Source organism: Paenibacillus popilliae ATCC 14706 (genome assembly GCF_000315235.1).
GTDB classification, from domain to species: domain Bacteria; phylum Bacillota; class Bacilli; order Paenibacillales; family Paenibacillaceae; genus Paenibacillus_B; species Paenibacillus_B popilliae.
Genome location: NZ_BALG01000247.1, coordinates 1 through 12,486, shown reverse-complemented (window position 1 = coordinate 12,486; position 12,486 = coordinate 1). Strand labels below are relative to the sequence as shown.

At 44.4% G+C, this 12,486-nt stretch carries 13 protein-coding genes; all 13 read left to right on the top strand.

The genetic code is table 11. The features are described 5' to 3' along the window. Positions 1-5: 5 nt before the first annotated feature. The 13 genes from PPOP_RS15300 to PPOP_RS19555 all read left to right on the top strand — a co-directional run bounded on the left by PPOP_RS15300 (position 6) and on the right by PPOP_RS19555 (position 12,406). On the top strand, positions 6-704 hold the full coding sequence (locus PPOP_RS15300; RefSeq protein ID WP_052516632.1) for a class I SAM-dependent methyltransferase: 699 nt from the start codon (positions 6-8) through the stop codon (positions 702-704). A gap of 294 nt (positions 705-998) precedes the next feature. Beyond that, the gene (locus tag PPOP_RS15295; protein WP_006287451.1) at positions 999-1,643 is read left to right on the top strand and encodes a hypothetical protein; all 645 of its coding nucleotides are present in this window, start codon (positions 999-1,001) and stop codon (positions 1,641-1,643) included. Positions 1,644-1,746: 103 nt separating this feature from the next. Further along, the gene (locus tag PPOP_RS15290) at positions 1,747-2,379 is read left to right on the top strand and encodes a hypothetical protein (RefSeq protein WP_006287450.1); all 633 of its coding nucleotides are present in this window, start codon (positions 1,747-1,749) and stop codon (positions 2,377-2,379) included. Positions 2,380-2,638: 259 nt separating this feature from the next. After that, on the top strand, positions 2,639-3,787 hold the full coding sequence (locus tag PPOP_RS15285; RefSeq protein WP_042229149.1) for an MFS transporter: 1,149 nt from the start codon (positions 2,639-2,641) through the stop codon (positions 3,785-3,787). A gap of 2 nt (positions 3,788-3,789) precedes the next feature. Continuing rightward, a complete protein-coding gene (locus PPOP_RS15280; RefSeq protein WP_006287448.1) occupies positions 3,790-4,605 on the top strand; it encodes a Cof-type HAD-IIB family hydrolase in 816 nt (271 codons plus the stop codon). Between the two features lie 35 nt (positions 4,606-4,640). Continuing rightward, on the top strand, positions 4,641-6,092 hold the full coding sequence (locus tag PPOP_RS15275) for a 4-hydroxyphenylacetate 3-hydroxylase family protein (RefSeq protein ID WP_006287447.1): 1,452 nt from the start codon (positions 4,641-4,643) through the stop codon (positions 6,090-6,092). Beyond that, a complete protein-coding gene (locus tag PPOP_RS15270; protein WP_006287446.1) occupies positions 6,079-6,474 on the top strand; it encodes an NUDIX hydrolase in 396 nt (131 codons plus the stop codon). The genes PPOP_RS15275 and PPOP_RS15270 overlap by 14 nt, the downstream gene beginning before the upstream one ends. Further along, positions 6,471-7,667, top strand: a complete 1,197-nt coding sequence (locus PPOP_RS15265; RefSeq protein ID WP_006287445.1) for a M24 family metallopeptidase — start codon at positions 6,471-6,473, stop codon at positions 7,665-7,667. The genes PPOP_RS15270 and PPOP_RS15265 overlap by 4 nt, the downstream gene beginning before the upstream one ends. A 4-nt stretch (positions 7,668-7,671) precedes the next feature. Next, positions 7,672-8,703 (top strand): cysteine synthase family protein, encoded by a 1,032-nt coding sequence (locus PPOP_RS15260; protein WP_006287444.1) that lies wholly within the window; start codon positions 7,672-7,674, stop codon positions 8,701-8,703. A 732-nt stretch (positions 8,704-9,435) separates the two neighbouring features. Beyond that, complete coding sequence (locus PPOP_RS15255) at positions 9,436-9,636, top strand: hypothetical protein (protein ID WP_042229147.1); 201 nt, start codon at positions 9,436-9,438, stop codon at positions 9,634-9,636. A gap of 140 nt (positions 9,637-9,776) precedes the next feature. Then, a complete protein-coding gene (locus PPOP_RS19565) occupies positions 9,777-10,577 on the top strand; it encodes a hypothetical protein (protein ID WP_148277968.1) in 801 nt (266 codons plus the stop codon). A gap of 238 nt (positions 10,578-10,815) precedes the next feature. After that, positions 10,816-11,571, top strand: coding sequence for a hypothetical protein (locus PPOP_RS19560; RefSeq protein WP_006287442.1), 756 nt, complete (start codon positions 10,816-10,818; stop codon positions 11,569-11,571). Positions 11,572-11,731: 160 nt separating this feature from the next. Continuing rightward, entirely contained in the window at positions 11,732-12,406 is a 675-nt protein-coding gene (locus PPOP_RS19555; RefSeq protein WP_006287441.1) for a hypothetical protein, read from the top strand. Positions 12,407-12,486 lie beyond the last annotated feature (80 nt).

The window sequence follows — 12,486 nt, the reverse complement described above, 5'->3', positions numbered from 1 at the left end:
CGACATTGATCCATTTTTGGAACGCAATGATTCGCCCGGTTCTGGAGCTTGCCCGGCCCGCGACGATCGTCGAGGTCGGCTGCGCCCAAGGGTGGAATACGTTGAATCTTCTTAGCTATGTCCAGTCGAATCCGCAAGGCCGGCTTATCGCCATCGATCCTTCGCCTCTGTTCGATGTCGGCGCTCTGCAACAGCAGTTCGGGAGCGCCTTCGTCATGATTCCCGATCTCAGTCTGAACGTGCTGCCGCAGGTAGGCCCTTGCGACGCGGTGCTGCTGGACGGGGATCATAACTGGTACACCGTCTACCATGAACTGAAGGCATTGGAAGGACACGGACGATACCCGATCGTGTTTTTGCATGATTTGGAATGGCCTTACGGCAGAAGAGATATGTATTATTTTCCGGAGTCGATTCCCGAAGCTTACCGGAAGCCGAGCGCCCGCAAAGGCATGCTTCCGGGAGTGAATGAACTGGTCGAAGGCGGCCATAATTCATCCGTGCATAATGCGGAGTACGAGTACGGAGAGAGAAACGGCGTCTTGACCGCCATAGAGGACTTCCTTCGAGATACGAAGCTTCGCCTTCGGCTGCACCGGGCCCGAAGCCAGCACGGCCTCGGGATCATCGTTCCCGACGAATCCGGGCAGGACCATCAATGGAACGATGCCATTCATCATATCGTTGCCGCCTCGGGCCTGTAGCGCCCAGTCGAAGGGCTGCCATGATCCGTAGACAACATCTCGCCTGCGGATCATTGGTATGCGCTTCGATATTCTATCAATTATAAATATATGGGTACGACCTGTAAGTTGTGAAGAATACAATATTCGGCGTCATCGTTGCATTTTCCGTCTCTCGCACCTGCCGCGCCTTGCAAGATTGTATGAATAAATCTAGTAATTCATCCAAGCGAAGCCCTTCCCTCCTTCATACAGTAGTAACAGAGGAGGACATCCCATCGTCCTTCCAACATATGATGAAGGAGGTTTTTCCTTATGCCACTCGTTCCTATTCAACGCCTTACAAGCAGCACGACGAATGTCGTCTCCGCTCCAGATCGGGTAACGGCAGTGAACAGTCTCTTGGCAGGAGCGGCAGCCAATGTCGTCAACGTCGGCAATGCGCCAACCATCTGGCCTCAGCTTGCAAAGTTCGATAATGACAATACGTTATTCGCAGCCGCGCCAAATCCGCAATTCGTCTGGACGCAGCCAACCTTTATTCCAGGCGAGACGCATGGCTTCGCTGCCGTATCGGTTACGATCCCGTTAACTGTCGGCGTAATTAATGAATTTTTGATTGCCTTGACCGTATTTGCCGACAACGCGGTTACGGCGCGTGTTCAAGCCTTCTCCTCTCTCGGCATCGACTTGATCCCGGTGCCGGGGCTGGACGTCGATTTGAATGCAGGCTCGCTCAATCCGGTAACCGGAATTACAACAGATGTCGCCAATCCGTACAACTGGCAAAATGTCCGCTTCTATTCGATTCCAGCTTCGCTTGGACTGATTACACTCAACCTTGGCGTTCGCTTCGTATTCTCGTTCCAGGTGACGAACTACTTGACGAATGGTGCTATTAATACGGCCGGACTTGCCTTTGCCGCCGATATCTATCACAATCCGCTTATTATTGTCTAATCGAATCACCCCTTTATTTTTCGATTCCGTGTGTTGTGCTGCATAACTTCCGCCATGCCCGCGCTTGCGGGCATGGCAACCTGTTTGGAAGGAGGAGACCGTCATGCCCTTGATTCCAATTCAACGGATCGTCAGCCATGAGCGCAGCGTCATCTCGGCAGCCGACAGAGCGCAAGCGGCGGCACAGCTCTTGTCCGGAGGCGCGCCCAACGTCGTCCATACGGCCAAGCTGGCTGGGCAGAAAAGCGTTCTCGCTTCCCTTATCGATCAAGCCAGCGAATTCCTGCCAGGCCCGATGCCTGAACTGATCGTTCCGCCTGCCGGTCCCAAGCGGAGTGAATACAGAGGCTTCGCGGCCCAGACCTATCCGATCCGGCTGGAAGCTCCAGAGTCCATCTTTATCCGCTGCTGCCTATACGATCCGACCCGCACCCATCTCCAGATCGATCTTTGCAATATCGAACAGCTCAATCTGCTGGATGCTCCCGTGCCCCTCATCGGAGGTCAGCCGTCCACGTTCCTGTTCTGTTCCCGAACAGCCGATCGGCGCAGCGGCAAAGAAACGCAACTGATACGCTGCTACAGCATTCCGATCCAGTTCGATCCGGCTTTTATCGGCCTTGATGTCCAATTTCTCTTCACCTTCGAGCAAGCCGTCTCCTCTCCCTCGAGCGGGTCTCCTATGAGCGGGTTCGCCTTCGCAGCCGAGGTCTATCAATCCGTGAATGGTAAATAGCCGTGCCGAATTGTTGCACGGCGCAGCCATTGTTCATTCATGCAACACGGCAACCGATATCCCGGCCGGAAAAGATTGGCATTCTTCGATGCCTGGCTACCTCCTGACTCGGTTCGCAATCCCCGATATTTCCTTGTTAATATATTGACAATTTCCCATAAAAGATATATTGTATACATACAATTCAATTAAAAAGTAAAAATAATATAATTTTGTTTAATTATAGATTCGAGATACAAACGATATATAAGGAGATAGTATGAAAAAAAACTTGGTTCACGTGAAAGTAATCAATAGTTTGATCTTCTCGACTTTTGCGATTCTTCTCCCCTATCTTCCACTCCTCTTACTAGAGAGAAAATTTCAGCCTGATCAAGTTGGATCTCTTCTCATGATAGGGCCTTTCTTCGCTATTATGGTTCAACCTATTGTAGGTTATATTAGCGATCGCTTTCATTCGTTAAAATTCGTATTGATCATTCTTTGGTTTCTAACCGGTATGTCCGCAGCTGGGTTATTTATGATCGATAACAAAAGTGCTTCTCTGCTATTTGTTATTACGTTATTTATGTTTTTTTTATCGGCTATCCCATTAATAGAAACGTTATCTGTTCAAACCGCTGAACAAAATCATGTGCCCTACAGTAGTATCCGACTATGGGGCTCTCTAGGTTTTTGTGTTGTATCGATTTTATTAGGATTGTACTTCCATGCTTTGGGAGGATTACAAGCTCTCCTTATCATCTATATACCGATTTGGATGGCAGCTTGTATTCTACTCTTTATGTTAAAGAGGACGACGTTAGGAGGCATCCATCAGGAGAAACTAAACATGAAAGACGTAGCCTGTTTGGTGAAAGATAAAAAAGTCGCCGTTTTTTTGTTTTTTGTCTTGTTTCTAGCGGTTCCGCATCGAATGAATGACGCTTTATTTTCTCTTTATTATAAAGAGTTAGGTGCAGCGGATAATTTAATTTCTTGGGCTTGGGCTGTAGTTGGATGTAGTGAAATTGTTGGGTTCTATTTCTCTGCTCGATTTATTCAAAAGGTGTCTTCGCTAAAGCTGATAACTACGGCTTGTTTTTTATACTTAGTTCGATGGATCGGGTATGTCTTCATTTCCGATCCGAGCTGGATATTAATTCTGCAAATTCTTCAAGCAGGTACATACAGTTTGTTTTGGGTGGCTGCAGTGAACTACATGGCCAGCGCAGCGCCAAAACGCTTAGGGGCAAGTTCCCAAGCGTTGCTTGCTATGATTTTCTTAGGTGTTTCGGGATTGATTGGAGGTTCGGTGGGAGGAACCATACTTCAAATTCATGGCGGCTCTGCCATGTACACCTTTGCTGTATGTTTAACCGTAGTCGCTTTGTTAGGTTTCATTTCCATTAGAGAGGTTAGGAGTTAACCATGTATAAGCTCATTGCAATCGATATGGATGGTACGTTGCTACATGACGATCATTCTGTATCGGAACAATCAAAGATATTGTTGCGCAAGCTCTCCCGTTTGGGTTCGGAAATTGTGTTATGTACGGGACGTGGTCCAGTGAGTACAAAATATTATACGAATCGCTTAGGTATTACTGGGTGTGGGATCACATTTAATGGAGCCGTGACCTTCGATTTTCAACAAAATACAATCATGAATCAGTACACGATTGTACAGACGCAGCTAGAACCTTATCTCGCGTATTGCAGGGAACATGATATTCATTTTGATATCAATACCCCTTTTGAAATATACGTTGAACAGGTCCGTGGGATGAGAAAAACGATTCGTGATCTATACTCAAGTTTTTTTATTTCTCCAAAGCTGCTTCCGGCACGGGACAAAATTCAGGAGCCACTAATCAAATTTACAATGATGGGCTCGTCGCAACAATTGGACCAAACTCAGAAACACTTTCAAGATATGTTGGGGTTGAATATGACAAGATCGGGGGAGACCTTTATCGATGTGTTGAACGTTCAAGCAAATAAAGGAAATGCTTTACAACGGCTAGCGCAGATCAGAGGAATAGAAAAAGAAGAGATACTCGCCATTGGGAATTACTATAATGATATCTCTATGCTGAAAGCAGCCGGCCTTCGTATTGCCATGGAAAATTCTCCGGAAGAGCTAAAGCGCATAGCGGATGATGTGACGTTATCAAATAACGAGGATGGCGTATTTTACGCGTTGCAAAAATATTGTGGACCGTTTATCTCAAACTCATCGAAGTAGATAAAGTTTAAAAATGAAAGAGGTGTTGCGCAAGTATGGAATCTAGCCATATTCTCACGCTTCCTTCCCGTTACTTACGTAGAATACATGGGCGAAGCTCGGTTTTTCTCAACGGAGAGCGGGTTAAGGTGACCGAAGAACCGGCGTTGGCCGGAGCTATCAAATGTATTGAACGGTATTACGAATTGCAAGAAGAAAAGCCGGACATACACTGCTTCATCGATGAAAAAGGAAATAGCGCGCCAACTAGCTTGCTCATTCCGAAATCAGTAAACGATTTACAAAAGAAAAGGGAGTCCTATAAAGCGGTGGCAGACGTATCGTTCGGGATGCTTGGGCGAACCCCTGATTTTATGAATGCCGCCTTGGTTGCCATGTCTACCCACTCCAATGGATTGGGCATTGGAAAATATGCGGATTACTCCAAGAATATGATCGAATATTACGCTTATGTAAAGAAAAACAATTTATTTATCGGTCATGGGGCCATTAACCCACAAATTGATCGATCGCTGCCCCTTGGATCGCAAGTGAATCCCTACGCTGCAGTACGTGTGATAAGCCGTGATCGTCATGGAATTGTGGTAACGGGTGCCAAGATGATCGTCACACTCGCACCTATCGCTGATGAGTTGCTTATTTTTAATATGCCAGGTCTCACACCAGGTGATGAGGATTATGCGCTTGCTTTTGCGCTGCAGCTTGATCAGCCAGGAGTAAACATCGTGTGCAGAAAGCCGCTTGGCAAACCCGCTTATCATCATTTTGATTATCCTTTATCCAACCGATTTGACGAAATCGATGCTTATTTGATTTTGAACGAAGTGTTCATACCTTGGAACAACGTATTTGTATTCAGAGATGTGACGCAATCCAATCTGTTTTACGATCAAACCTTTGCTAGGAACCATACGGGGCATCAAGGCATTGTAAGAGGTCTCTCCAAGGCCGAGTTTCTTACTGGAATTTCGATAAAGCTTGCGCAGATGTTGAAGTTAGACGGATTGATGAATATCCAAGAGAAGTTGGGAGAACTAACTTCTTGTATTGAACTGTTAAAGGCCTCCATATTACTAAGCGAGGCAGACGCTTTTGTAAGCGATGCAGGTGTACTCACACCTAGCGGGAATGCAATCCAGGCGATTCGCTACCATTTTCCAAGGATGTATGAACAAATGATAAAGACAATTCAATCTTTAGCTGCTGGATCGATGCTATCGACACCGCATTATCAAGATTTTTTAGCTGAGGAACTCGTTGATTTACAGACGGCGCTTACGACAGGCGATATGAACGCCCACAGCAGGACTCAATTGTTAAACTTAGCATGGGATGCTTCGGGTGAAAGCTTTGGTCAAAGGCAGTTGGTTTATGAATATTACCATGCGGGCGATCCGACGCGGATAGCGGCGGGACATTATGTTAGCTTCGACAAGGAACATATGCTGCAAATGGTTGAAAGGGCGTTGACCCATGACAATACTTAGGTGTGCGTGTCTCGTCCAAGTAAAGGATAACCAACTGCTTCTGGTTAGAGTTAGAGATAACGAACATTGGTATTTGCCAGGGGGGAAAATAGAAGCTGGAGAGCATCCGAAGGAAGCATTAATGAGAGAGGTAATGGAAGAGCTCGGAATCTCTTTACACCCTGAAAGTGTTACTTATCTTTGTACTGTGGTCGGTCCCGCTTATATGCAAGAAGCTGAAGTGGAACTGGTTTGTTTTCAGGCCGCATGGTCAGGAGAAATAGCCCCCTTATCTGAAATCAACGAAGTAAGTTTCATTAACATGAACGAACATCATCTGCTTGCGCCCGCCGTACTAAAGTTAGTTGAACGATTGAACAGGAATGAGGGGGTCCATAGATGAGTTTTAACGCAGACCGGCTTATAGTAAAAATGAAGGAACATCGCTTGCACGCCATTATCGCGGCAACGAGAGAGAATGTTCGTTACTTTGCAGGCTTTGAACCTGTGATTAAAACACTGAAGCCATACGGTGGACAATGCTATGCCATTATCACTTATGACTGTCCACAAACCGTTCATATTGTTCATTCTATAGGTGAGATTGATCAGGTGTTAGATGCTCACTCCACGATTGGCCATGTGTTCACCTATGGAACTTTTTACAGAGAGCATCATAGTGGGGCTGCGTTGACACAGGAGGAAGAAAAACTGAAGCAGCTATCGAATAATGACATGAGCTATTCGAATGCCGAAGCTGCGCTCGGTGCTTTACTAAAGCAGTTAGGGCTTCTCCAAGAGCGAATTGGGTTTGATGAGGACGGCCTCAGCAGCAACACGAAGAACAACCTGAAGAATCAGTTGCCGCAAGCGGAATTGGTTGAATGTGCTTCTCTAATCAGATGCGTAAGAGCTGTAAAAACGAGGGAAGAAGTCATGCACCTACGTGCTTCGGCTCAATGTATAGAGACAGCAATTCATGCCGTTGTGGAGGAGTTATACGAAGGAATGAACGAAGTAGAGATCGCATCCATATTTGCCAAGGCGGTTGCTGCACAAGGCGGAATACCTAGGTTATCAATGATTAAGCTTGGAAGACATGCCGTTGGTGGCCAGCGTAGACAACGAAGTCACATTCGGCTTGAACCTGGAGACCTGCTTTGGTTTGATTGTGATGTGGTGTTACATGGGTATTGGGCTGACATTGCCAGGGTGTTTGCCTATAAAACCGTAAGACCCGAATATCAAAAGTACAATGCGTTACGTACGGGGCAACGTATTGCCATGAGAGAAGTGAAGCCAGGGATGCGAGGCAAAGATGTGTTTCATTTGACGATGAATGCGGTGCATGAAGCTGGATTCCACAATTATCGCCGCCATCATGTAGGACACGGCATTGGCCTAGAGCCTTATGAGTTGCCCGTGCTTGCCCCGAATAGTGAGGATGTCATCGAAGCAGGAATGGTTCTTTCCATCGAGACACCGTACTATGAGTTTGGATTGGGGGCGTTGCATACGGAAGATCCAATTGTCGTTGCGATGAACGGGAATGAAATATTGACCAGAAGTGACAGTCTATTCAAAGTGGTGGGGTAGAGGAATGATATATAATAATATCGCAGAATGTATTGGAAATACTCCCGTGGTCGCTTTTCATGACGAGTTGGTGCCATCTGGCAAAAAGTTATTTTTAAAGCTAGATTACTTTAATCCTACCTTCAGCATCAAAGACAGAACGGCACTGGGACTTGTGAAGTCCGCGATGAGTAGCGGACGCATACAGAAGGGGAGTATCGTGATTGAATCCACCTCTGGGAATTTGGGTAAATCGCTAGCTATGCTGGGAGCGGTATATGGCTTTCGAGTCATTATTGTCGTGGATCCAAAGGTAAGCTTTGGTCTGTTGCGATGGTACAAAGCTTACGGCGCCGAGGTGGATATGGTCGTTACACCTGCTTCGAACGGCAGCTTCCAGAAGGCCCGGCTAGCTCGTGTTCAGGAACTGCTTGCGCAGTATCCGAATGCCTATTGGACGAATCAATACGATAACCCAAGCAACCCCTCTTACCATGCAGACACGACGTCATTGGAAATTATGGATTTACCCGTTGATTCTATCGTTGGCGCAGTAAGCACGGGTGGACATCTATGTGGTATTGGCAAGCGCGTTAAGGAAACTCGGCCAGACATGAAAATTATCGCTTGCGATGTTGTCGGGTCTGCCATATTTACGAGCAGGTTTGCTCCGTATCTAATTAATGGTGTTGGACTTAGCTGGCGAAGCGATAACATGGACATAACCGTATTGGATCAAATTTGTATTTCAAGCGATCAGGAAGCGATTTCAACTTGCCGTATATTGGCACAAGAACATGGTCTATTATTGGGCGGTTCAGCGGGTTTAGTTGTATTCACCGCTTTAGCTTGGTTGCAACACAGTTCTGTTCACTCTGCTCTGGCCATTATTCCGGATACAGGTACGAATTACTTGGATCAATTTTATGATAATGAATGGCTTGAAGCCAAAGGAATTGCGCTGCTTACGAAATTAGAACTGAAAGAGGCAATAAAAAGCAAAGCTTTTGCAAGTTTGCCTCAAGATGAAGCACTGATAAGTAGACCTTCAGAGTGAAGGATAAGCCGATGGGTGCGTACAAGAATCTCTAGACGTATAAAAAACCACTATGTTATGTTATAAATAGAAAAGAAGCCGTGCTGGTAACACGACTCCCGAGCAATAGCCGCTTTAAGAGCGGTCGGCTAGGAAAAGAATTATGATCTGAAACAGACCGCAAACCATTTCCGGTGGGGCGGTCTGTTTCTTATGGTTTAAAAGAGCAATAACGACGGTAAAGATTAACGTCAGTCTTTTGTGGTGTGAATTCATTAGCAAAAAGCCCGTTATTGCACGGTTTTTCAAGTGCTATGCACCCATTTTTATCCGCTGTTGCCTATACGCTCCGACCTGCACCCACTCCAGATGGATCTATACAATATTCTTTGCAATATCGAACAGCTCTCCATCTACTGGATGCTCCCGTTCCCCTTATCATCGGAGGGCAGCCGCCCACGTTCCTGTTCTGTTCCCGAACAGCCGCTCGGCGCAGCCGCAAGGCAACGCAACTTATACGCTGCTACAGCATTCCGATCCCGTTCGATCCGGCTTTCATCGGCTGATTAGTAGGTGAAAAGGGATGTAATTCAACACGATTGGAAGCGCTGTATCCATAGTTGCCTGAACGTAAAGGTATACTAAGCGCAAACGATCCTCTTAACAAATACAGTTATTTTTTTCTTTTATCTTCCACATCACAGGTATTTTATGGTATAATAGCTTGGATTATATTCCCTAGGAGGTAATAAAATGATGAAGAAGTTTGTTTTACTAGCCCTCGTACTTTTATTGTTTGTAGGTAACGGCAATTTTACATTTGCACAGCAAGTAGGTAATGAGGCGCAGGAAATCGCTACGCTTGAAACAAAAAGCGCCCCTATCTGTTTGTTGCAGGGTAGATGTGCTCAGTTTTGCAGCAATTGCTTATGCAGTAAAAGTAGCCTGGTTTGATATGGAGTGATGGGCATGATAGGCTTACTGGTCTCTGCGAAGCCTGTGGCTTCGCCCCTTCGCAGGGAATCATGCCCATAGAGGCTCCATGTCAAACCTATGCATAAACCTTACTTGTTGCTGTATATTGATAAAATTGCTTGGCTGCAAAACTCGGCACTTTTCGATTGCCAAAAACACCTATCCAAAGATTATCTTATCCTAGCATTGAAAATGTAGTGTGGTTGGCGCACAACTTTGAAGTATTGCCAAGTTGGATAGATCACGAGCTGGCAAAAGGATACATGCTAACCGATATTTATGAGGGCTTGCTTGAAAGACAACGCGGTGGTTCCTATGAAAGATTTATGCAATTGCGTTATGATGGCGCCTTTGAATTGAAACATAGGAAAAAGCGAGTGGCACCGGTAGTGGTTGCTGCGGTACGTGCTGCTCCCGTCGTGGTAAGCGCTGCGCGTGCGGCGGCTCCCGCAATAGTTAAGACCGCGAGAACGGCTTCAACCGCTGTCGTTAATGCGACGAAAGCGACCGTATCCTATGTAAAGGATGTCGGAAAATCAGCTTCATCCTATATCAATAACGCTGCAAAATCAACAAAAGAGTTTTTTACGGGTCCCTCGCAGCCAGCTCCATCGGCGGTTCGCGTAACTTCTTCCATTAAGAAGAGTAATCACCTTGTGAACCATGCTGAAAAATTATCGAAAAGACATGATGAACAAAGACAAATTAATCATTTAACGAAAGAACTGTTTAAAGGAAACTCAAATCCAGGGACAGGAAATCGCTATTTGGGATTTGGTCGAGTTCATGAAGCTCGAACAAGTAGCGGGGCTAGACTTTATTTTCAAAACACAAGAGGTGGATTTGATATCGTTGCAAAGTCTACAAAGGATAATCAAAAAGAAGTGATTAAGGAACTTCGTAGAATGTACGGTAATTAGCGGTAGTGGTTGTTGCCGTACGTGCAGCCGCTCCCGTCGTGGTTAGCGCTGCACGTACTGCTACTCCCACAATAGTTAACACCGTGAGAACGGCTTCAACCACTGTCGATAATGCGACGAAGGCGACCGTATCCTATGTAAAGGACGTCGGAAAATCAGCTTCATCCTATATCAATAACGTTGCAAAAGGAATTACGTAGAATGATACGGTAATTAGCGGAAGGATGATATTGCATAGATGAAGATTATAGAAATTAGCTATCCCCCTTATGTCGGTGTAGATGTTAATAATTCAAATATTGATGCTTTTGTCGATATGGAGGATGGAGTTTCCTATACGGTAACACTATGGACACCGAATAATTACTATTGGTACATGGATAAAGAAAAAATAAATCACGTACAATATGGGGGTCTTTGCATTCATGTAAAATCATTAACAGAAGATAACATTAATAAAGCAATTGAGGATTATGCACGGGATGAAGCGTATTTTTTGAAGTTAAGTTTTCTGTGGGGCATGAGATATGGCGCCCTGAGCGTAGAAGAAATGAATAGAATCATAAGAACAATAAATAATAGATCCTTTTTATGGGAAGGGGCACCAGATAACGAATTGCACGAGTTGGATATTAACGATATTGAATATCCGTTATATTATAAATATGGGAATAAAGATGATGGTTGTACTACGGTATTAGTTAAAGCTAATGATGGGATGACCTATAAAACAACTGTTGTTACACCAAATTATTATTACTGGTATATGCGAGAAAACGGAATTGGGTATATGCCAGCGTCTCCCCCACATCTGATGGTGCGTTCCTTAACCAAAGAATATATTCAACAAGCTCTTGAATATTGCCTTGAAGATAACGGATATAATCTTAAGTTTAATTTTATCGCACAAAACGGTTATTTTGATATGAAGAAAATGAATAAAATGCTGGCTGAAATTAAAAAAGAACAAAATGAATTCAGACAAGATGAGTAGAACGTTCGTTACTTACTTTTATTTATCGCTTGGGTGTAATGGGTGAAAAGGAATGGATGGATTTGATATCGTAGCAACGTCGACAAAGAAGAAGCAAAAAGAAGATATTAAGGAACTACGTAGAATGTATAGTAATTAGGGGAAGGATGATATTTCCTAGATGAAGATTATAGAGATTAGGTATCCTCTTTATTATGATGATACCACTATCAATAATGATAATATCGATGTGTTTATTGATATGGAGGATGGAGTTACCTATACGATAACATTTTGGACACCAAATAACTATTATTGGTATATGGATAAAGAAAAACTAGATTATGTCCCCTTTGGATGTCCTGACATCCATGTAACATCGTTAACCAAGGAGAACATTACGAAAGCAATTGAGCATTACGCACGGGATGAAGCGTATTTTTTGAGTTTGAGTTTTCTGGGGGCCTGTAAGAGGCATAGCGCACTAAGCATAGATGAAATGAATAACATCATAAGAAAAATGAATGATAGAACATTTTTATGGGAAAAAGAAACATATAGCCTATTACAAAAGTTGGAGATTATCGAGATTGAATATCCATTATTTTATGAATATGTGAATAAAGATGATGGTTGTATTCCGGTTGTAGTTAAGGTGAATGATGGGATGACCTATAAGATGACCGTAGTTACACCGAATTATTTTTACTGGTATATGCAAAAAAACGGAATAGGGTATATGCCTCCGCCTCACCCACATCTGATGGTGCGTTCCTTAACCAAAGAATATATTCGACAAGTCCTTGAACATTTTCTTGAAGATAACGGATATGCTCTGAAGTTTCAGGCCTGTTGATTAACCAACAAAATACAATTTAAGAATAGAAAAAAAGCCGCCAACTCGGTAAAATGTTTGTACCCTTACAAACGAACCGA

Excerpts from the sequence above, each read along its gene's own strand:
- PPOP_RS19560 (WP_006287442.1), top strand. The coding sequence starts at position 10,816 with ATGAAGATTATAGAAATTAGCTATCCCCCTTATGTCGGTGTAGATGTT.
- PPOP_RS15280 (WP_006287448.1), top strand. The coding sequence starts at position 3,790 with ATGTATAAGCTCATTGCAATCGATATGGATGGTACGTTGCTACATGAC.
- PPOP_RS15285 (WP_042229149.1), top strand. The coding sequence starts at position 2,639 with ATGAAAAAAAACTTGGTTCACGTGAAAGTAATCAATAGTTTGATCTTC.
- PPOP_RS15255 (WP_042229147.1), top strand. The coding sequence starts at position 9,436 with ATGATGAAGAAGTTTGTTTTACTAGCCCTCGTACTTTTATTGTTTGTA.
- PPOP_RS15295 (WP_006287451.1), top strand. The coding sequence starts at position 999 with ATGCCACTCGTTCCTATTCAACGCCTTACAAGCAGCACGACGAATGTC.
- PPOP_RS19555 (WP_006287441.1), top strand. The coding sequence starts at position 11,732 with ATGAAGATTATAGAGATTAGGTATCCTCTTTATTATGATGATACCACT.
- PPOP_RS15275 (WP_006287447.1), top strand. The coding sequence starts at position 4,641 with ATGGAATCTAGCCATATTCTCACGCTTCCTTCCCGTTACTTACGTAGA.
- PPOP_RS15260 (WP_006287444.1), top strand. The coding sequence starts at position 7,672 with ATGATATATAATAATATCGCAGAATGTATTGGAAATACTCCCGTGGTC.
- PPOP_RS15270 (WP_006287446.1), top strand. The coding sequence starts at position 6,079 with ATGACAATACTTAGGTGTGCGTGTCTCGTCCAAGTAAAGGATAACCAA.
- PPOP_RS15290 (WP_006287450.1), top strand. The coding sequence starts at position 1,747 with ATGCCCTTGATTCCAATTCAACGGATCGTCAGCCATGAGCGCAGCGTC.
- PPOP_RS15265 (WP_006287445.1), top strand. The coding sequence starts at position 6,471 with ATGAGTTTTAACGCAGACCGGCTTATAGTAAAAATGAAGGAACATCGC.